The 20,278-nt window shown below is 58.7% G+C and carries 17 protein-coding genes; 5 read left to right on the top strand and 12 right to left on the bottom strand.

Translation table 11 applies throughout. The features are described 5' to 3' along the window. From gspK to gspE, 7 genes are read right to left on the bottom strand one after another with little or no spacing between them, the layout of a single operon-like run. On the bottom strand, nt 1-990 hold the full coding sequence (gspK, locus tag Q668_RS07525) for a type II secretion system minor pseudopilin GspK (protein ID WP_022988993.1): 990 nt from the start codon (nt 988-990) through the stop codon (nt 1-3). Beyond that, nucleotides 990-1,745 carry a type II secretion system minor pseudopilin GspJ gene (gspJ, locus tag Q668_RS07520; RefSeq protein ID WP_022988992.1) on the bottom strand — a complete coding sequence of 252 codons (756 nt, stop codon included), beginning with the start codon at nt 1,743-1,745 and terminating at the stop codon, nt 990-992. The genes gspK and gspJ overlap by 1 nt, the downstream gene beginning before the upstream one ends. After that, nucleotides 1,742-2,119: a type II secretion system minor pseudopilin GspI gene (gspI, locus tag Q668_RS07515; RefSeq protein ID WP_022988991.1), complete on the bottom strand. Its 378-nt coding sequence runs from the start codon at nt 2,117-2,119 to the stop codon at nt 1,742-1,744. The genes gspJ and gspI overlap by 4 nt, the downstream gene beginning before the upstream one ends. Continuing rightward, complete coding sequence (gene gspH / locus Q668_RS07510; protein WP_022988990.1) at nt 2,113-2,643, bottom strand: type II secretion system minor pseudopilin GspH; 531 nt, start codon at nt 2,641-2,643, stop codon at nt 2,113-2,115. The genes gspI and gspH overlap by 7 nt, the downstream gene beginning before the upstream one ends. Before the next feature lie 6 nt (nt 2,644-2,649). Beyond that, a complete protein-coding gene (gene gspG / locus Q668_RS07505; protein ID WP_036219431.1) occupies nt 2,650-3,102 on the bottom strand; it encodes a type II secretion system major pseudopilin GspG in 453 nt (150 codons plus the stop codon). 57 nt (nt 3,103-3,159) lie between these two features. Continuing rightward, a complete protein-coding gene (gspF, locus tag Q668_RS07500) occupies nt 3,160-4,371 on the bottom strand; it encodes a type II secretion system inner membrane protein GspF (protein ID WP_022988988.1) in 1,212 nt (403 codons plus the stop codon). A gap of 3 nt (nt 4,372-4,374) precedes the next feature. Further along, nucleotides 4,375-5,883 (bottom strand): type II secretion system ATPase GspE, encoded by a 1,509-nt coding sequence (gene gspE / locus Q668_RS07495; protein WP_022988987.1) that lies wholly within the window; start codon nt 5,881-5,883, stop codon nt 4,375-4,377. 200 nt (nt 5,884-6,083) lie between these two features. Between gspE and Q668_RS07490 the strand changes: the two genes are divergently transcribed. Beyond that, nucleotides 6,084-6,737, top strand: coding sequence for a type II secretion system protein N (locus Q668_RS07490; protein WP_022988986.1), 654 nt, complete (start codon nt 6,084-6,086; stop codon nt 6,735-6,737). Between the two features lie 8 nt (nt 6,738-6,745). Beyond that, nucleotides 6,746-7,417 carry a transglutaminase-like cysteine peptidase gene (locus tag Q668_RS07485; protein ID WP_022988985.1) on the top strand — a complete coding sequence of 224 codons (672 nt, stop codon included), beginning with the start codon at nt 6,746-6,748 and terminating at the stop codon, nt 7,415-7,417. On the opposite strand, the gene Q668_RS07480 is transcribed toward Q668_RS07485, so the two are convergent. From Q668_RS07480 to Q668_RS07465, 4 genes are all read right to left on the bottom strand, one after another. After that, a complete protein-coding gene (locus Q668_RS07480; protein ID WP_036219430.1) occupies nt 7,407-8,798 on the bottom strand; it encodes an efflux transporter outer membrane subunit in 1,392 nt (463 codons plus the stop codon). The two genes, Q668_RS07485 and Q668_RS07480, sit on opposite strands and share 11 nt — an antisense overlap. 4 nt (nt 8,799-8,802) lie before the next feature. Continuing rightward, nucleotides 8,803-10,743 (bottom strand): MacB family efflux pump subunit, encoded by a 1,941-nt coding sequence (locus Q668_RS07475; protein ID WP_022988983.1) that lies wholly within the window; start codon nt 10,741-10,743, stop codon nt 8,803-8,805. Beyond that, a complete protein-coding gene (locus Q668_RS07470; protein ID WP_022988982.1) occupies nt 10,740-11,885 on the bottom strand; it encodes an efflux RND transporter periplasmic adaptor subunit in 1,146 nt (381 codons plus the stop codon). The genes Q668_RS07475 and Q668_RS07470 overlap by 4 nt, the downstream gene beginning before the upstream one ends. 88 nt (nt 11,886-11,973) lie before the next feature. Continuing rightward, nucleotides 11,974-14,325, bottom strand: a complete 2,352-nt coding sequence (locus tag Q668_RS07465) for an EAL domain-containing protein (protein WP_022988981.1) — start codon at nt 14,323-14,325, stop codon at nt 11,974-11,976. Between the two features lie 324 nt (nt 14,326-14,649). Here Q668_RS07465 and Q668_RS07460 point away from each other — a divergent pair, with 324 nt between their 5' ends. The 3 genes from Q668_RS07460 to Q668_RS07450 all read left to right on the top strand — a co-directional run bounded on the left by Q668_RS07460 (nt 14,650) and on the right by Q668_RS07450 (nt 19,365). Then, the gene (locus tag Q668_RS07460) at nt 14,650-14,856 is read left to right on the top strand and encodes a cold-shock protein (protein ID WP_022988980.1); all 207 of its coding nucleotides are present in this window, start codon (nt 14,650-14,652) and stop codon (nt 14,854-14,856) included. Between the two features lie 127 nt (nt 14,857-14,983). Beyond that, nucleotides 14,984-18,475 (top strand): EAL domain-containing protein, encoded by a 3,492-nt coding sequence (locus tag Q668_RS07455; RefSeq protein WP_081697566.1) that lies wholly within the window; start codon nt 14,984-14,986, stop codon nt 18,473-18,475. A 143-nt stretch (nt 18,476-18,618) separates the two neighbouring features. Next, nucleotides 18,619-19,365 carry a DUF3581 family protein gene (locus tag Q668_RS07450; RefSeq protein WP_022988978.1) on the top strand — a complete coding sequence of 249 codons (747 nt, stop codon included), beginning with the start codon at nt 18,619-18,621 and terminating at the stop codon, nt 19,363-19,365. Here the strand turns inward: Q668_RS07450 and Q668_RS07445 are convergent. Next, nucleotides 19,347-20,201 (bottom strand): putative RNA methyltransferase, encoded by an 855-nt coding sequence (locus Q668_RS07445; RefSeq protein ID WP_022988977.1) that lies wholly within the window; start codon nt 20,199-20,201, stop codon nt 19,347-19,349. The two genes, Q668_RS07450 and Q668_RS07445, sit on opposite strands and share 19 nt — an antisense overlap. Nucleotides 20,202-20,278: the final 77 nt, after the last annotated feature.

The following is a 20,278-nucleotide window of genomic DNA, read 5'->3' as shown; positions in this document are numbered from 1 at the left end:
TTATCCTTCTGAGAACGTAAAGGGTTCTTTTGTGATCCGGTTTTTCTGTCCGGTATCCCTGTGAACTGTCCGGACTTCACCCTCGGGATTGCGAAACACCGTACTGACCATATTAACGACACGATTATCGTAGGTAATCCGTGATACAACTTCAAAAAACCGCGTTTGCAGCGTAAGGCCAGCGGGCTTCAGGCCGAGGCCGGAAAACTCGGACAGTGCGAGAAAATCCTGGAGATCCTCGAATCGCTCCTCTTCGCGCTGGGCCACGATAGACTGCGCCTGGGCCTCGTTCAGCTCATTATGCAGCGACATCAGCACCGGCACCGTAGCCGAGTTTACATTGATACCAATTCCACTGACCGGAACCGCTGTCACATGGGGCCTTAATGCCACATAGATTTCTTCGGTCATGCCCTCGATCAGCCGCAATTCGGTGATAGAGACAAAGGGCTGGTTTGCGGTTCGGAACGGTTGATCGGCCATCAGGTACTGGCCATCTTCGGCACCGTAGGCGCTCACGGTCTGGTCGTCCGAATCAATCCAGTCAATCAGCGCATCAACGTTCAGCCCGGTAATCCCCAGGGCTACGAACAGCCGGGTCAGGCGGTCTTTGGTGAGTGTATCCACCTGCCCGTTGGTGGTCACCAGGTCGTTCAGGTTTATCCGCCCACCCAGGTCGTCAATCTGTACTTCGGCCACACCGTTTTCATCCAGCGGCAGTATGGCAGCGTTCATGGCCCAGAACTCGTCGGGGCTGTCGACCATCAGGCTGTTTTCCCGGTCTTCCTCGAAATCCCTCACCAGGATCCGGCGGGCGAATTCCTCGGCGCCGAGGGCAATGTTGTAACCTTGCTGCTGGGCCAGGTAGTGGCCGGCCTTGAAGACCCGAAGGCTTTGCTGACGGGTCATACCGGAGGCCAGCATGACCACCAGGGCCATGGCCAGCAGCACCATGATCAGCGCCACGCCTTTCTGGTTCCGGAAAAGCATCAGCTACCCCCTCCGTCTTGGGTAGCGGCCTGTTCTTCCGCTTCTTCTTCATCCGTGTCGGACTCTGCGGCTTCAAGTTGCTGGTTGATCACGCCCTGGGCTTGCTGGGGATCAAAATCCGGCAGGGTAAAAGTTCTCACCAGTTCACCAAAGCGCTCGTGCTCCAGGGTAACTTCCATGCCCCGGGGCAAGGCGATATCGGGCCGGGCACCCGGAGACAAACCCGCCAGGGCTTCGTCATCGGGCCATTGTTCATGGCGGTTACCATTGGCATCGATAAAACGGATTTCGAATTCAGTCACGTTCTCAAGCAGCAGCAGGTCCCGGCTGGAATCCTCCTGGCCTTCATCCACCACCGGCCAGTAACGCCGGCGCAGTTCGCTACCGGTAAACTCCCAGGCCGACCGCTGCAGACCACTGCGCCGCAGCCCCAGGGGATTGCGCCAGCCTTGCCGGGTAATCATCAGGGCAAAGGCGTCGTCCCGGGTGGTCAGTGCGGGTGAAAAGTCGCCGTACACATCCCGTACCGGCCGGTTAACAACCTGGGTGATATCCCGTTCCAGCAGCAACATGGCCTTCTGCAAGCCATCGAACTGCTCGGCAAGCTCGTTCACCCGGTCCCGGGAATTGACTACGCCGTTCACCACCTGCCACACGCCAAGGCCAATGACCGCCGTAATGGTGACGGCAATCAGCACTTCCATCAGGGTGAAGCCCTGCTGGTGCGGCAGCAGCGGTTCTTTAAGCGGCGTCATTTCTCCCCCAGAAAGGCAGAGAGTGTATGCACGGAAAATGGATTGCTCTGGCCATCCGGGTACTTGGCCACGGTCACTTCCACCCGGCGCATGGTCGGCTCGGCGGTACCCAGCACCACGGTAGTTACCCGCCAGCGGTAGTTGCCGTAGTCGGTATCCTCAGAGTTATCCGAGATATCCGGTAGCTGTTCCTGCAGGCGCAGTTCATTCACGCGGTTCTCGGCCAGCCAGCCGGCCAGGGTTTTGTCCCGCACCCGCTCGAAGCTGGAAATATAATTGCTGCCCACCTCCGCTGCGGCCGTGGCAATCAGGCCGAACACCAGCAGTGCCACAAGAACTTCCAGCAAGGTAAAGCCACGATTCCGGTTTACCATTCGTCTTCCCCGGCACCCGGCTGTCGCCATTCCATAGGCGAAATGCCGTCTGAGGCAAGCACGTGCATGCTCTCGGTCTCACGGCCCATGGTAAATTCGATTTCGAACGGCGTGGTTTCGCCACTGGAGAAGAACACAAGGTCTGGCCGGAGTTCATCTTCGGCACTGGTCAGGCGCGGGGCGTCGTTCTCGACGTATTGGGTAACCGTCAGCCATTCCGGCAGGGTTCGTTTGCGGTACATGCGCTCGGCAGGTGGTTTCCATTCCCCGGATTCGTCCTGGAAGGCGACAAAGCGGTAGCCGTCTTCCTCAAACAACATACCCAGCTCCAGGTTGTTCAGAACCGCCTGCTCCGAGGCGGTCTGCATCAACAGGTAAAGGTCCCTTACCTGGCTTTCCAGTTCGCGCTGCTGGGAGCTGCCGGCCATATTGAACACGGCAAGGGCTGCCAGCAGCCCGACAATAATCAGGACAACCAGTATTTCGATCAGCGTAAAGCCGGCTTGGTTCGCCCTGTTGCGCACAATCGCTTACTTCCCGGTGTTCCAGGCGCTGATATCGGCTGCATCGCCCTCACCGCCTTCGTTGCCGTCAGAACCGTAGGAGTACAGATCATAGGGGCCTTCCCGGCCCGGGCTCACGTACTGGTACTGGTTGCCCCAGGGATCTTCCGGCACGCCCTTCAGGTAACCGTCGGCATTCCAGTTTTTCGGTTCCGGGCTGCCACTGGGCTTGCTCACCAGTGCTTCCAGGCCCTGCTGGGTAGACGGGTAATGGCTGTTATCCAGGCGGTACAGGTCGAGTGCGTTGGCAATGTTGCTCAACTGGGTTTCGGCAACGGTTACCTTGGCCTGGTCACTGCGGCCCATGATGTTCGGCGCCACGATGGCCACCAGCAAGCCCAGGATGACCATAACCACCATGATTTCAATCAGGGTGAAGCCCCGGCTGTGTGCAATGTTGGCGTTGTCGATGTTTTTCATAGTTTCACTCATGTCAGACCTGTGTTTTCCCTGTTTTACTTCTGTGCGGTGGGGCTGTCAGCCCACCAGGTTACTCATGTTCAGAATCGGCAGCATGATGGCCAGTACGATAATCAGCACCACCACGCCCATCACCAGCAGCATCAGTGGCTCGAATAAGCCGACAATCGCGGCAATCTTGGACTGCAGCGTGTTCTCCTGCATCCGCGCGGTGCGCTCAAGCATGCTGTCGAGCTCACCACTGGCCTCGCCACTGGCAATCATGTGCAACATCATGGGCGGGAAATAGCCGGTCTGGTCCAGCGAGCGGTGTAACGAGCCACCTTCGCTGACCTTTCGTGCCGCTTCCCGCAGTTCCCGGCGCAGGTAATCGTTGGATAACACCTCGCCGGCGATTTTCATGGCTTCGACCAGGGGCACGCCACTGGTCGTCAGAATGCTGAGTGTGCTGGCATAGCGCGCGGTGTTAACGCCCCGAACCATGCCGGCAAACAGCGGCAAGTGCAGCAGCTGCTTGTGGAATTTCATCCGGAATGCCGGTTTGGTGAGCGCCACCCGGAAACCGATGATGGCAATCACCAGCAGTATCAGAAGATAGACACCGTAAGAGCCCAGAAATTCCGAAACCGACAGCATCGCTACCGTCAGCCCCGGCAGGTCCTGGCCCTGCTTGAGGAATACTTCGATGATATCCGGCACCACGTAGGTGAGCAGAAACACCACAATGGCGATGGCCACCACACTCAGAATGATCGGATAGATGGCTGCCAGCTGGATTTTCTGTCGCGCTTCCTGGCGGCTTTCGGTGTAGTCCGCAAGCCGGTTCAGTACCAGGTCCAGGTGCCCGGCATGTTCACCGGCAGCTACTGTTGAACGGTACAAACGGGGAAAGGCTTTGGGGAACTCCCCGAAACTGTCCGCCAGTGTGTAACCTTCCATGACCTTGGCCCGGATGGCGATGAGCATACTGCGAATGCGAGGCTTGTTGGACTGCTGGGCGGCAGCACTCAAGGCCTGTTCGATGGGGATACCCGACTGAATCAGCGTTGCCAGCTGCCGGGTTACCAGGGCAAGGTCTGCCGCGCTCAGGGAACCACGACTGCTCAGCGGGTTGTTGCGGGCCTGTTTTTCGACCGCCGGCGTTACCGCCAGTGGCGTAAAGCCTTTTTCGCGAAGTTGCTGGCGTACCGCCCGGGGCGCGTCCGCTTCCAATACCCCTTGCTTCTGCTTGCCCCTGGGGTCCAGTGCCTTGTATTCGTACGCTGGCATGGATTACTGGCTCCGGTGGGTTACGCGCAGAACTTCTTCCACGGTGGTTACGCCATTCAGGATTTTCTGAACGCCGTCGGAATGAATGCTGGGGCTGTGCAGCCGGGCTTCCCGCTCCAGGTCGAGCTCCCCTGCCCGTTTGTGGATCAGGCTGCTGATCTCTTCCGTTATTTCCACCACTTCATAGATACCGATACGCCCCCGGTAGCCCAGTTGGTTGCAATGCTCGCAACCCTTGGCGCGGAAAATCGTTGGCGGATTGGCGGGGTCCTGCTGCAGGAACTGGCAATGCTCTTCAGTCGGGATATAGGGCTCCCGGCAGTGGGTACACAGCACTCGCACCAGCCGCTGGGCGACAATGCCCACCAGGCTGGAGGAAATCAGGAACGGCTCGATGCCCATGTCCATCAAACGGGTAATGGCGCCTACAGCGGTGTTGGTGTGCAGGGTGGACAGCACCAGGTGGCCGGTCAAACTCGCCTGCACGGCGATCTCGGCGGTTTCCAGGTCCCGGATTTCACCAATCATCACCACATCCGGATCTTGCCGGAGAATGGCACGCAGGCCACGGGCAAAGGTCATATCAACCTTGGGGTTTACCTGGGTCTGGCCAATGCCCGGCAAATTGTATTCGATGGGGTCTTCAACCGTCAGAATATTGCGGGTGCGGTCGTTAATTTCCTGCAGCGAGGCGTACAGCGTAGTGGATTTACCGGAACCCGTCGGGCCGGTGACCAGCATGATGCCGTAAGGCCGGTGAATCAGCTTGCGCAGAACCTTGAGATCCTGCCCGGCCATGCCGAGGGATTCCAGGCGAATGGTGCCTGCCTGCTTGTCGAGCAGACGCAGCACAACCCGCTCGCCACTGGACGACGGCATGGTAGACACCCGGATATCCACTTCCCGGCCCGCTACCCGAAGGGCAATACGGCCATCCTGGGGCACCCGCTTTTCGGCAATATCCAGCTTCGCCATAACCTTGATTCGAGACACCAGCAACGGAGCCAGGGCCCGCTTGGGCTGCACCACTTCCCGTAACACGCCATCGATACGGAACCGCACAACCAGCTGCTTTTCGTAGGTTTCAATGTGCACGTCCGAGGCATTGGTTTTCACCGCCTCGGTGAGGATGGCGTTGATCAGCCGGATAATCGGCGCGTCGTCTTCCTGCTCCAGCAGGTCTTCGGTTTCCGGCACGGAATCGGCCAGCGAGGCCAGGTCCATATCATCGCCGATACCTTCGACCATCTGCATGGCTTCGGCGGAATCGTTCTGGTAGGCAGCGTTCAGCGCCTGGTCAAAGCGGTCGGCTTCAATGGTGGTAAAACGGGCCCGGCCACCACTGATCCGGTTGGCCTCGGCCAGCGCAGTGTGGGACGCCCCAGGTTTTACCAGAATGACCGCCTCGCCATCGTCGTTGCGGGTAAGGATCACCCCGTTGCGCTTGGCAAAGGTAAAGGGAAGTCGGCCCAGCGGAGCATCCTGCGGCTGAATTTCGGTCTCGGTGGTCAAGCTCTTCCTCGTTTAAATCCGTCAGGTCACGATTGTTGTTATAGGCCAGGTTCCTGGCGCTGGCAGCAATGCCCGAAAAGGTACCACAGGAATGGGAACCACTGAACAACTCTGTACACTATACTGCCACTAATTCATTGCAGTCTGATAACCTGTGGGCTTTTTAGGATTTTCGACTTTTATCGCAATCAGGAACGCCGATGTTTGCACTTGACCGAAGGATTCCACTGTTACTTGCGCTGGCAGCCGCACTGGCCATGGTCGCCCTCACCGGCTGGCAAGGCTACCGGTTCTGGCAGTCTGAAACCAGCCAGGCTGCGCCGGTAGCAACGGCTGCAAATGGCCCCGAAAGCAGTGGTCCGGAAGTGCCAGCCGTTGACCTGGCAAACCTTTCGCTGTTTGGCACCCGCACCAGTGGCGATGGCCCGGCGGTAACCGATACTGAAAACCTGCCGGAAACCAACCTGCGGCTGTCTCTGCGCGGTGTGCTGGCCGCAGACGGTGATTTCCCGGGCAGCGCCCTGATCGAAGACGACAAAAACGACACCGAAGCCTACCTGGTGGGTGACGAATTACCCGGCAACGCCAAGCTCCGTACCGTATTCGCCAACCGGGTTGTTATCGAAAGGGCCGGCAAGCTGGAAAACCTCTACTTCCCGGAAAACGAAGACCGCACCCGCTTTGAAGTCGCCAGTTCCAACCAACCGGAGCCCGCCATGGAGACCCAGCCGGTTCGCCAGGCAGCTCCCCGCCCCGCCGCCAATAACAGCAGCTCCGCCAGTGACCAGCAGCGCCGTGAGGAAATCCGTCAGCGGCTGGAGCAATTACGACAACGCCTGCAGAACAACAACTGAGGCCGGCCATGGCAGCGGTAATCGTTCAACGTGTTCGCCGCTCCTTTCTGGCCCCATTACTGTTGCCGGTGATTCTCGGCATTTCCCTCGCAAGCGCCATTAATCTGAGCGATCGCTTGATGGACTACGTGCTTCAGGAATTTGGCCTGGAAGCGCAGCAACGGTTACAAAACTGGCAACGGCTGCATGGCCTGGCTATCAACGCCCCCATCGATCGCAAGCTGCACCTGGTCAACTCCTTTTTCAACCGGGCGGAGTTTGTCAGTGACCAAAGCCACTGGGGCGAGGAAGACTACTGGGCGACCCCGGTGGAACTGCTGACCACCAACGGCGGCGACTGCGAGGATTTCTCCATCGCCAAGTACCTGACCCTGCGTGCCATGGGGGTGCCCGACGAACAGCTGCGCATTGTCTATGTTAAAGCCCTGGAACTTAACCAGGCCCACATGGTGCTGGCCTGGTACAAGACGCCTGATGCCGAGCCGCTGGTTCTCGACAACCTGATTAATCACATTAAGCCTGCGTCGCAACGCCCTGACCTGGAACCGGTTTACAGTTTTAACGGTGAAGGCTTATGGCTGAACCAGCAGTCCGGGGTGCGCAAACGGGTCGGTGATGCGGAAAAGCTTGAACACTGGCGCAAACTGAACGAAAGGCTCGAGCAGCAACTCAGGCCTTAGGGCCGGATGCCTCAGGCTCCCAACCGCCACCCAGCGCCTTGTACAGATCCACTGCGGCAATCAGCCGGTTCAGCCGAACCTGGCTCAGTTGCTGGCGGGCATCGAATACGCTGCGCTGGCTCTCGAGCAGGGTGAGCAAGTCATCCGCTCCTTCCCGGTAGCGGATTTCCGTTAACCGCAACGTTTCTTCCGCCTGCTCCAGAATGCTTTGCAGCCGGGTTTCCTGCCCTTTGTACAGTGCTTCCCGATCCAGGGCATCGCCCACTTCCTGGAAAGCCGTCAATAAACTGGCCCGGTAGGTTTCCAGCAAGGCAACCCGGCGGGATTCGGAAATCTCCACGGTATTGCGGCGCTGTCCGCCATCAAACAGGGTCTGGCTTAACCCCAGCACGGCGCTTGCCGTTCCCAGCGGGTCCGACAGGCTGAAAAAGCTGTCGGTAGACGCACGCACCGCACCACTCAGGGATAGTGAGGGTAGCAGTGCGGCCCTGGCCTGCTCGATGTTGGCACTGGCGGCGGCTAAACGCGCTTCCCCGGCAGCCAGGTCCGGCCGGCGGGTAACGATGCTGGCGGGGGTTTGAGGGTCGATCGCCGGCACAGACACATTCAGAAGTGCGGCCCGGGGCTCAGCCTCGGTGAATGGATAGTCACCGGTCAACAAGCGGAGTGCCGCCAGGCGCTGCCGGGCCTGGTATTCCAGCGGAGGCACGGCATTTTTGAGGTTCAGCACGGCCGTTTGCTGCCGTGACAGCTCGGAACGGTCCGCCACACCGTTTCGGTAGCGTGCCTCAACCAGTTTCAGCGTCCGCTCGCCCAGTTCCAGGTTCTTCCGGGCTACCTCAACCCGCTGCTGTAACTCCTGCCATTCGAACCAGGTGCTGGCCACAGACGCGGCGAGGGTTATCCTGGCGGCATCGTAGTCGTAACGGGTAGCCTCAAAATCGGCCAGGGCCGCGGATTCTGCGGCCGACAAGCGGCCCCAAAGATCCACCTCATAATCTACAGACACACCCAGGCTGGTTGAGCCCCCGGTTACCCTGTCCTGCCCCGACACCTGACTGGCCTGCTTACCGGCGCTGCCGGATGCGCCGACTGTTGGCAACAGTGCTGCCCCGGCATTACGCAGCTGAAGGTCGGCCTGGATAACGGCCTGTGCCGTTGCGGCAAGGCCCGGATTGTTGGCATAGGCACGGTTGACCAACCGGTTCAGCTGTTCGTCACCAAAGGCCTGCCACCAGTCAGCATTCACCGTTTCTCCCGCATTTGTTTCCTGGTGCCATTGAGCGGGTGGCGTTAACGGCTGCTCAACAGGTTGGGGCTGGAAACCGGCGCAGCCTGCCAGCAATAAAACGGACCACAAAGGGCTAGTACGAAAGATCATGGCATTACTCCGAAGCCAGCGCATGAACAGGGTCGAGCCGCGCAGCCTTTCTGGCCGGCAGAAAACCGAAAATCAGGCCGGTGGCGAAGGCACAACTGAACGCCAGCACCATGGGCAGAACCGTCATATGCACCGGCGTACCAAATGAGCCGATCAGCTGGGTAGCGGCAATGCCTAGCCCCACGCCGATCAGCCCGCCAATGGCTGAAACCAGCCAGGCTTCCGTCAGAAACTGTTGCAGGATGTTCCAGGCCCGGGCACCGGTGGCCATGCGGATCCCGATTTCCCGGGTGCGTTCGGTCACGCTTACCAGCATGATGTTCATCACGCCAATGCCGCCCACCAGCAACGAGATAGCGGCAATGGAGCCCAGCAGCCAGGTCAGCGTATTCTGGGTTTCGGAAATGGTGTCAATCAGCGACGCCATGTTGCGGATGGTGAAGTCTTCAACACCGCCATGGCGGGCCAGCAAGGTATCGTGGATGATGGCCTCAATCTCCGCCATGCGGTCGATATCCGCCACCGCTACGGTAATATTCCGGAGATGGGTTTGCCCGAAAATCCGCAAGCTCCCGGTGGTATAGGGCACAAACACCACTTCGTCCTGGTCCTGGCCCATGGGGGATGCTCCTTTCTCCTCCATCACGCCAATCACCTGGAACAACACGTTGTTCACCATCAGGTGCTTGCCCAACGGACTTTCATCCGGAAACAACACCTGTGCGGTGGAGGTCCCCAGCACCGCAACGGCTGCATAGTTGGCTTCATCCTGTGCGCTGAAGAAGGTGCCTTCCGCCACCGGCCACTGCCGTGCCACCGGGAACTGGAACGAGGTGGCGTTGATTTCCGCCTGGTGATCCCGGTTTGAGTAGCGTAAGGTCTGGCCGCCCGTCAGTTCAGGTATTGCAGCAAGAACACCCTCTATCTCGTTGATTGCACGATAGTCGTCCGCTACCAGTGTGGTAACAGACCAGCGCCCTCCCCGCTGGTCCGGGCCGCCAGGGCGAACCAGTAACAGATCGCTGCCCATGGTACTGATTCGATCGACCACATCTTTCTTCGCGCCTTCACCGATGGCCAGCATGGTGATGACCGACGCCACGCCGATGACAATACCAAGCAAAGTAAGCGCAGTACGGAACAGGTTGCTGCGAAGCGACCGCAGGGCGCTTTTCAGGGCTTCCTGCCAATCGCTCAGCACGGCGCCATTACGAATATCGGCTGCCTTAACCGGCGCCGTTCTGGCCGTGGTTTCCACGCCGGTATCCCGCACCACCTCGCCGTCGGCAATGTGGATCTGGCGCCGGGCCACATCCGCTACGTCCTGGTCATGGGTAATCAGGATAACCGTGTGGCCCTGGGCGGACAGGTCAGTCAGCAACCGGATCACTTCCTGGCTGCTTTTGCTGTCCAGGGCGCCGGTGGGCTCATCGGCAAAGATAATCTGGCCGCCGTTCATCAACGCCCGGGCAATAGATACCCGCTGTTGCTGGCCCCCGGACAACTCAGACGGCCGATGGGTCAGCCGTTCACCCAGCCCCAACCCGGTCAGCAGCTCATCCGCCCGCTGGTGGCGCCTGGCGGGAGCCATGCCCGCGTAGATGGCCGGAATTTCCGCGTTTTCCCGGGCCGTTATACCCGGCAACAGGTTGTAACTCTGGAACACAAAGCCAAAGGCTTCCCGTCGCAGCAACGCCAGTTCATCCCGGCTGAGGGCCGAAACATCCCGGCCGTCAAACCAGTATTCACCAGAACTGGGCTGATCCAGGCATCCGAGAATGTTCATCAGGGTCGACTTGCCGGAACCGGACGGGCCCATGATGGCCACGAATTCGCCCGGCCAGATCTTCAGGTCGATCCCCTTCAGCACAGGGACCGCCAGGTCCCCTTGCCCGAACGAGCGGGTGATGCCTTTCAGTTCAATCAGCGGGGTATTGCCGGTCATCTCAGCATGCCCCGGAAAGACGGGCTACCGCTGGCACCGCTGCGGGGGTCGCGGGATACCAGGACCACTTCCTGACCCTCTTCCAGCCCGCTCAGAATTTCAGTCTGCACCCGGTTAGAGATGCCGGTGGTGACTGTCTGTGCTTGCGGATTGCCGGCAGCATCAAGAACCTGCACCGTGTTGCCCTGCACCGCACTGGCAGGCACCCGCAATACATTCAGGGCTTCTTTCTGGATAAAGAACACCTGGGCGGTCATGTTGGGCAATAACTTACCCTGCGGGTTCTCTGCCTCAAACAGGGCGTTGTAAAGCACCACGTTATTGGTGACTTCCGGTGTCGGTTCGATGTAGTCGAGTTCGCCGTATAACCTGGAATCCGGATCCCCCAGGGTGGTGAAGTACACCCGCATGCCCGTCTCCAGTTTGCTGATATCCGCTTCCGAAACCTGGGCCCGCACACGCATGGTGGCCAGGTTGGCGATGCGCATGAGCACGGGTGCGGTCTGGCTGGCATTGAGGGTCTGGCCCTGGCGGGCTTCGATGGATACCACGGTGCCGTCCATGGGGGCATAGATTCGGGCGTAGCCAAGATTGGCTTCTTCGGCACGCAGGGTTGAGGAGGTCTGTTCAATCTGGGCTTCCAGCATTGCCAGCTGGGCCTTTGCAGAGGCCAGGGTTGCCTCGGCGGTTTGCAGGGATTCCCGGGTAGTTGCTTCCTCCCGGTAGAGGTTCTGCTGGCGCTGGAACTGGATTTCGGCAAGCCGTAACTGGGCCTTGCGGTCGGCAATCTGGGCCTGCTGATTCTTCAGCTGTGCCCGGGTGGCGTCTACCTTGGCGGTGTAGACCGTAGGGTCAATCTCCGCCAGCAAGTCCCCTTCCTTGACGTTCTGGCCGACACGAACATGGATGGTTTCCAGCTGGCCCGACACCTGTGCACCCACATCCACATAGTTACTGGGCTCCAGCACCCCGGTGGCGCTGACCAGCAGCTGGATGTCACCGCGGGTGACTTCAACCGTATTCAGGGGCTCGGGGGCTTTACGGGCATCGCCGGTAAACCACCAGGCAGCAAACCCGGCAGCGGCAACCACCAGCAATACTGCAAACCATTTGACTCCGCGCTTAGGGGAACCAGACGCCATTGACCTTCTCCATGGATGAACAACCAGAGGCAACCATAGAGAAGCCGCGCATCGAAAAAAAGAGCGAAGTCAGGCTTTTGCCAAACCTTTACATTGCCGGCCAGCTGAAATTCCGGGCCCACTCCAACGCGTTGTCAAAAGGCATAGGCTCGGCATAGAAATAGCCCTGCCCGAGATCGCAGCCGAGCCGCACCAGCCGTTCGTGGACTTCGCGGGATTCCACCCCTTCAGCAATCACCCGGCGGCCAAAGCTTTTCGACAGGCCAAGAATGGCTTTAACCACCATTTCGTCGTCCCGATCGCTCACCATATCGCCAACAAAGGTGCGGTCTATCTTGATTTCCTGCACCGGCAGCCGGCGGAAATAGTCCAGCGACGAGTATCCGGTGCCAAAATCGTCCATAGAGACCTCAACGCCCATGCCCTGGCAGACTTTCAGGATATCGATCACTTTGCGGGTATCATCCAGCGCCGTAGTTTCCAGCACTTCCAGTATGAGCCGGTGCCGGATGCCATCCGGCAATTGCCCCAGCCCCGCTTTCAGGTCAGGCAGGAAGGCTTGCCCCAGAAAATAGGACGGGCTCAGGTTCACGCTGATCGAATACGGCAAACCCTGTTCGTCAAAGTACAATAACCGCTTGATGGCCTCTCCGAGCACAAACCGACCAACCTGGCTGGCATACTCTGTGTACTCGATGTGGTCCAGAAAGCGACATGGCAACAGCAGGCCGTCGTCCGGATGGTTCCAGCGAATCAGTGCCTCGAATCCCTCAACCGTGCAGCGATTGAAGTCCACCTTGGGCTGGAAATAGAGCTCCAGCTCATCCCGGGCCAGCGCCGGCCCGATCTGTTCGAGCACTCTCACCCGCTCCTTGCGGGTAAAGTGTGACTCAAGGTCAAACATCTTGAAGGCGTTCTTGCCGGCCTCCTTGGCAGCATACATAGCCTGGTCTGCGTGGCGAAGCAGCATGTCCGGCTCCACGTCGTCATCCGGGTATACGGTGATGCCCATACTGCAGGACAACTGCAGTACGTAATGGCGGTAATTCACCGGCTGGCGGATGGCTTCGAGAATCCGGGAATAGATGCGGCTGTCACTCACATCCCGCAAAATGGCCACAAACTCGTCGCCACCGAGGCGCGCAATCACATCGTGGCTGCGAACAATCGTTTTAAGGCGTTCGGCTACCGCCCGCAGCACCGCATCGCCCACAGAGTGGCCGTGCTCGTCGTTGATTTCCTTGAACCCGTCCAGGTCCAGGAAACAGACCGACACCGTGCCATTACGCTGGTCGGCCTCGTACAGCTCCTGGGTGAACAGCTCTGTCAGCCTGCGGCGGTTCGGTAGCCCGGTCAGGGCGTCATAATTGGCGGCTTTCTCAAGGCTGGTCTGATGTTCCTGGCGCTCGCGGTACAGGCGCTTGCGTTCCAGCAAGGTGCCAACCGTTTGCAGCAAAGGGGCCATGCGGTCAGCCATTTCCTCTTCATAGCCCGTATCGCGGTTGGCCAGGCCCACCAGGCCGATCATTTCATTTTTGGAATACACCGGCATGGCAATGTAGCAACGGATCGGGGGATGCCCCGGAGGCAGGCCGCCTTTGCGCGGGTCGCTGCTGTAATCGTTAGCCACCACTACGGCACCGGACACCATGGGCGCACCCAACAGGTTGTCGAGCCGCTCAAACAACATGCCCCTGCGCTCCACCTGCTGGAATAGCCCCTGGGTTTCCGGGCTCCAGGCAATATTGGTGATGGCTTCAACCTTCAGGTAGGGCGTGTCGTCTTCCTTTCGCAACACCTCACCAATAAAGCCGAACTGGCTGCCGGTGATGGCCAGCAAATCCGACAGCATCAATTCAAAGGCAGCCCGGTCGCTGTCATTGGTCAGGAAGGCATTCTGCGCCCGCTGGATAGCCCGGGTAATGTGGGTAAAACGCACCTCGTCGTCACCACTAACTGCCGCATAGGCCCGTTCCAGTTCGTCTTCAATCAGGCTGGCCAGTGTTCGAAGCACATCCAGGTCAACTTCCCGGATGTCCCTGGGTTTGTCGTCAATAATGCAGACAGTGCCAAGCTTGTAGCCCCCGGGCTCCCTGACCGGAATACCGGCATAGAAGCGGATTTGCGGCCCGCCGGTTACCAGTGGATTGTTGCGAAAACGAGGATCTTTGCTGGCATCTTCAACAATAAAGGGCTTTTCCTGCCTGATGGCGTGGTCACAAAAGGCAAAAGAACGGTGGGTTTCCCGGGGTTCCAGCCCGTCTTTCGCCTTAAACCACTGGCGCTCCTCGTCCACAATCGAGAACAGGGCAATTTTTACGTTGTATACCTTCCGGGCAATACGCACCAGGCGGTCAAACCGCTCCTCGGGTGGCGTATCCAGGATGCCCAGCCTGGTCAGGGCGGCAAGGCGGCGTTCTTCGTTTGGGTCCATCGGCATCAGCGTTGGGCTCCGGATTGAAAGGCTTACAGTATTGTACGTGTTCCTGGCCTTGGCGATGAGTACAATTCCCGAAACCGTTACTTTTTCTAATGAGTGCTATTGCTTATAAAAAATAGCTTTGCATTCCGGGCTGGCAAGAGTAAAGTGGCGGTCGTTGGAAAGATTTAGCAAAGCATTCATCAATAAGACGTACCGCTGTTGTAGCAAGTAGTTCTCGTCCTGTTTTTGATCACGCCAGTTTTTTGTTTCCGCACACCGCTGATCCCGCCTCACAACGATGTTGGACAGCACATAAAATGATTGAATTCAGGATAGTTAAATATGTCTACTGTTACCGGTACTGTTAAGTTCTTCAACGAAGCTAAAGGTTTTGGTTTTATCACTCGTGAAGGCGGCCCGGACGTTTTTGTTCACTACAGCTCCATTCAGGGCGGCGGCTTCAAGACTCTGGCAGAAGGCCAGCAGGTTGAATTTACCGTATCTCAGGGCCAGAAAGGTCCTCAGGCGGAAAACGTAGTTGGTCTGTAAATAACAGCCCAATACGATATGAAAAAGGCAGCTTCGGCTGCCTTTTTTGCGTTCTGGCCCCTACTCACAAAGCATTCAGGCAGGCTATGATTACCGGTTGCATCGACAACCAATAGCAGGAACCTGAATGCCCTCACCGCGCCTTCTATCCAGGATACCGGCCACTGGTTGGGTTATTCTGGTTATCACGCTCGCCGCCACGACTCTCAGCGGGCTCTGGATGCGGGATTTCCTGATCCAGCGCGACCAGCAACAGCTGGAATTTGCCGCCTCCCAGCTCACCGAAAAAATCAATGAACGGCTGAAAGCCTATGCCCTGGTGCTGCGTGCCGGTGCAGGCCTGTTCGCCGGCACAAACCGAGTTAACCGGGAAGACTGGTACAGCTTTGTCGACAAACTGGGTGTTGCCGAGTCAATAACCGGTGTACGCGGATTTGGCTTCGCTATTGTTGTTTCACCAGAGTCACGCCGACAGCATGAACAACGCCTTAGAGAAGAAGGCTTTCCTGATTACCGGATCTATCCTTCCGGCCCCCGCGACCTCTATACCGGCATTGTTTTCCTTGAGCCCATGGATCCACAGAACCGATTGGTACTGGGCTACGATATGTTTTCCGAACCGACCAGGCAGGCCGCTATGGTACAGGCCAGGGATAGCGGACAGGCCGCGCTCACCGGAAAACTGATCCTGGTTCAGGAAACCGGAAATCAGGGCGTCCCCGGCATTATTGTCTATGTGCCGGTATACAAGAATGATATGCACATTGATTCCGTGGAGCAGCGACGCGAGGCGATTGCAGGCTGGGTTTACGGAGCATTCCGGGTAACCGAGCTGCTTGAAGGCATCCTGGAAGACTGGGCAACGCCGGCCGGCGTACGGCGAGCCATCGGCGTGAGCATCTACGACGAACAGAGCAGCCCGGACAACCTGCTGTTCAGCAACCTCCCAGCCGCGATTGAAACCAACAAATCCTTACAACACGAGATCAGATTCAACGACAGAACTTGGGTTTTGCAGTTTGCGCCGATCGATTACCTGGCTGCACCCTACCTTCTGACCGTCATACTCGTAGCTTTGGGCGTACTTGCCCTGGGCCTTCTGGTGTTCTTCCTGTATCTCAGCCTGGTTCGTACCCAGCATAAAGCCAACACTATTGCCGAACGGCTGACCAAAGACCTCCGGGAGCTGGCAAACCAGTTCGATACCATTGCCGGCCGGGTGCCGGGGATGGTGTACACCTATCAGCTGTTTCCGGATGGCCGCTCCTGCTTCCCCTACGCCAGCCGCGCCATGCAGGACGTTTACGGGCTGGATCCGGCAACAGTCAAGCACGATGGTGAGCCGGTTTTAAGAACCCTGCACCCGGACGATGCAGAAAGAGTGCGTGACAGCATCATGGAGTCGGCAACCAATCTGACCGTATGGCAAGACGAATACCGGGTTATCCACCCCGATGGATCCGTGCACTGGGTACTGGGTAACGCCCTGCCTCATAAAGCCGAGGACGGCTCGGTGATCTGGTACGGCAGCCTGACCCGCATCACTGAAAGAAAGGAAGCCGAGCTGAGGCTCAGGCAGGCGCTCACTGAAGCCAGCCGCTTCCGGGATGCGCTGGACCGGATGGACACCCTTGTGTTCATGAAGGATATGGACCTTCGCTACACCTACGCCAACAGCGCAACTTTAACGCGCTTCGGGTTGTCCCGTAACGAGCTTTTGGGCACCCACGGCGAGCCAGTGTTCGACAACATGAGCATCGAACGCATCAGGGCACTCGATGAAAGGGTGTTAAGAGGCGCCAAGGTTACCGAAGAAGTTGAAATCAACATCCGGGGAGAGCGCGCTGTACTCCTGCAGATCAAAACCCCGATCTACGAAGACGGCGGCAGCGAACACATTATCGGCCTGATTGGCACCAGCACCGATATCACCAAGGCCAAGCAGCAGGCGCAGGAAATCGAACGCCTTGCCCATTACGATGCGCTGACCGGGTTGCCCAACCGCACCCTGCTGGCCGACCGGCTAAACCAGGCTATGGCCATGGTGGATAGACGGCAAAGCTCCCTAGCAGTGGTGTACCTCGACCTGGACGGCTTCAAGGCCGTGAATGACAGCCATGGCCACTCCGCCGGCGACCAGGTGCTGATCACCGTGGCCAGCCGGATGCGTCACGAACTCCGGGAGGAAGACACTCTGTCACGGCTCGGTGGCGACGAGTTCGTGGCCGTGTTGATGGACATGTCTTCGGAATCGGATTTCGAAACCCACCTGGAACGACTCCTGAAAGCCGTTTCCAGGCCAATCCTGCTTAAAGACAAGGCGGTTACGGTCGGCGCCAGCCTGGGGGTCACGTTCTATCCCCAACCCGATATCTCCGGTGGCGACCAGCTGATCCGCCAGGCTGACCTGGCCATGTACCAGGCCAAGTTGTCCGGCAAAAGCCGGTTCCACCTGTTCGATACCGAGCAGGACCGGAGCCTGCGCAGCCAGCACGAAACCATCGAGCGCATGCACCAGGCCCTCAAAAACAATGAGCTATGCCTGTATTACCAGCCCAAGGTAAACATGCGTACCAGCGAAGTGATTGGTGCTGAAGCACTGCTTCGCTGGCAACATCCGGAGCGCGGGTTACTGGCACCGGGAGCCTTTATCGGGCTGGTCGAAAACACCCCGCTGATGCTCGACATCGGCCGCTGGGTAATGGACAGCGCCCTGGCGAAAATGAACGAATGGCTTGAGCAAGGGGTGCGGGTACCCCTGAGCATTAACATCAGCGCCATCGAACTGCGTGACCCGAACTTCCCGGAGCACCTCGCTGCTGCGCTGAAATCATGGCCGGACCTGGACCCGGCCATGCTGGAGCTGGAGGTTCTGGAAACGGCAGCACTGGGTGACCTGGGCCAGATTGCCCGGGTTCTGGACAGCTGCCGCCAACTGGGTGTGAGTATCGCCATCGATGATTTCGGCACCGGCTACTCTTCCCTGACCTACTTCAAACGCTTGCCCGCCAAAGTGGTCAAGATCGACCAGAGCTTTGTCATGGGCATACTGCGCGACCCTGCAGACCTGGCCATTCTGGACGGCATCGTGCGCCTGGCCGACGCCCTGGACCGCCAGTTGATTGCCGAAGGCGTGGAAACCTTCGAACACGCAGAGATGCTGCTTCGCATAGGCTGTGACCTGGCCCAGGGTTACGGCGTGGCCCGCCCGATGCCTGCAGATGACTTCCTGCCCTGGCGCGCGCGATGGCGTGCACCAGCCAACTGGCGTAACCTGCGCACGGTTTCACGCCGGGCCTTGCCGAGCCTGTATGCCGGGGTCGACCATCGGGCCTGGGTCGAGCGTTTCCGCAGCTATCTTGAAGGCAACGACAAAAGTGTGGAGCTCGATCATAATCATTGCGGCTTTGCTGGCTGGCTGGACAAGCAGTCCGCCGAACTTCCCGGGCTGGAGGGCATCCGGAAACTGCATAAGGAAGTTCACGAGATTGCCGTGGAAATCGACAAACTGCACCGGACCAACCAGCGCGACCAGATCCCTACCCTGATGAACGCACTGGATTTACTGAGCGACCAGCTGTCCCATGAAATGGAAACACTGATGGAGCACATTGCCTGACGCCGATTCCCGGGGTTCGTGCCCTCGGTTCCTGCGTAGTACCATGGTCGGGCTACCGGTCTGGCCATGCGAGGCATAGAATGGCCGCGGATTGTACTATCGGCCAGATTCCCCCGGCTGCTGCAAATCAGAAAAGGCAAAGCATGTTTTCAGAACAGTTCTTTTCCGTCCAGGACGGACGCATCGTTATTACCGCACCCCAGGCCAGTTTCTTTGCCAAGGAAGTGGCCGGCGACTTCAACCCCATCCACGATCCGGATGCCCGGCGTTTCTGTGTGCCCGGAGACCTCCTGTTCGCGCTTGTGGTGTCCCGCTTCGGGCTGTCTGAAAACATGACCTTCCGGTTTCGCAACCTCCTGGGCGCCGAGGTTCCACTGGAATTCCGCGAGAGCGACAACGGCGGCACCATCGAAGTGGTCGATGAGGGTGGCAAGGTGTACCTGGAGGTAACCCGCAGCGGCGACATTACCCGCGATGAACGGGTCATCGAGGAATTTACCCGCTGCTACGTGGCGGCTTCCGGCAAAAACTTTCCTCACACCCTCAAGCCGTTGATGGAATCCCACGGGGTGATGTTTAACCCGGATCGCCCGATGGTGATGTACGAAAGCATGAGCCTGGCCCTGAACCAGCTGGAACTCCAGCAACCGGACCTGGAATTAAGCAAGGCCGACCTGGAAGTGGCGGGCAAACGGGGCAACGTAACCCTGGACTATCAGCTGATATCATCCGGCAAAACCGCCGGCGAAGTATCCAAGCGCCTGATGCTGGGCGGCCTGCGGGAATACTGCCCGGAAGCCATGGCCGGCATTGTTGAAGAGTTTTACCGGCTGAAAGCCCGTGGCACCCGCATCGGAATGGACGGCGCCGATCAGCCTGCCGGGGCGTAACGCTCGAAGGTTTGCAGGCACACATCGACCGTCAGGGAGATGCTGTCCAGTTGTGCCGCCCGCGCCCTGCCCTCGGCACTGGCGCGGTACAGGTGGGGAGTCATGGCCAGCAGGTCAGCAATCGGCTCCGCACCTTCCAGATGAAGGGTGAAGCGCAAATCCTGCGTTTCCACTCGACGGAAACCTTCCGGCACCTCATCCACCTTTTTCGACTCTGCACGCACCTGCGGATAAATTATCTCCCGCAGCTCCCGCAAATGATCCTGCCCGGCATCCACCTGAATCAGCTTGCCGCCCGGTTTCAGCACCCGCGCAAACTCGGAATACACCGGAAAGCCGAACGTGCAAAGCACCCGGTCCAGGGACGCAGGCTGCACCGGCAGATTGGCATTGCTGCCAACCACCCAGCTCGGCGCCCGATCCTTCCTGGCTGCAGCGAGAACCGCCCACTTGGAAATATCCAGCCCAAGCACCGCCAGTGACACCCGGCCACCCGCTGCAGACGCCAGCTGGCGCAGGTAATAACCTTCACCGCAGCCAGCATCCAGGCAATCAAGGTGACTGCCTTCCGATACATCCTTCAAAACCGCTGCTGAAACCGCCTCGGCTATCGGCTGGTAATAACCGGCCCCAAGAAAACGCTGGCGGGCCGCAACCATCTCCTTGCTGTCACCGGGGTCTTTCGAGCGCTTCTTCTGTACCGGTAACAAATGCACATACCCCTGCCGTGCCACATCAAAGTTATGGCCATTGGCGCAACGCCAGGAAGAAGATTCTCGATATAGCGGCTCGCCGTCTAACGGGCAGGCCAGGGCTTCGAAGGCTTTGGTTGTCATGGGGTTACACTCTGATGATGCGGTTCCGGTGGCGCCAATACTAACAGTTAGAGGCCTGGATTGCCTTGTTGGAACCT

The sequence above is a fragment of the Marinobacter sp. ES-1 genome, from assembly GCF_000475255.1.
Classification (GTDB): domain Bacteria; phylum Pseudomonadota; class Gammaproteobacteria; order Pseudomonadales; family Oleiphilaceae; genus Marinobacter; species Marinobacter vinifirmus.
Note: the sequence above shows the minus strand (reverse complement) of the source record. Positions and strands in the feature narration are given on the sequence as shown.